Origin of the sequence: Faecalibacterium sp. DFI.5.82 (assembly GCF_029076575.1) — a bacterium.
In the GTDB taxonomy this organism is placed as follows: domain Bacteria; phylum Bacillota; class Clostridia; order Oscillospirales; family Ruminococcaceae; genus Faecalibacterium; species Faecalibacterium duncaniae.
Map to the genome: position 1 here is coordinate 1 of NZ_JARFIS010000257.1, position 331 is coordinate 331.

Genomic DNA, 331 nt, shown 5'->3' on the forward strand with positions numbered 1-331 from the left:
GAAATCCTACACGGAAGATACGCTCCTGTCCGCTATGCAGGCAGCGGGTGCAGACAGTGTGCCGGAGGGTGTGGATCGTCAGGGCATCGGCACTCCGGCTACCAGAGCCGCCACTATCGAAAAACTGGTGCAGAAGGGCTTTCTGGAGCGGAAGGGCAACAAAAAGACCAAGGTGCTGCTGCCTACCGACAAGGGCAAAGCCCTTATTACGGTGATGCCCGAAGAAATCCAATCCCCGGAAATGACCGCCGATTGTGAAACAAAGCTACTGCGAATCGAGCATGGCGAAATGGAGCCGAGCGACTTTATGACCGAGATCAGTACGATGATT

General features: G+C 55.0%; 1 protein-coding gene. It reads left to right on the plus strand.

Annotated features, from left to right (window positions below; genetic code table 11):
• On the plus strand, positions 1-331 hold a 331-nt coding region (locus P0G09_RS16505), incomplete at both ends, for a DNA topoisomerase (RefSeq protein ID WP_275253203.1).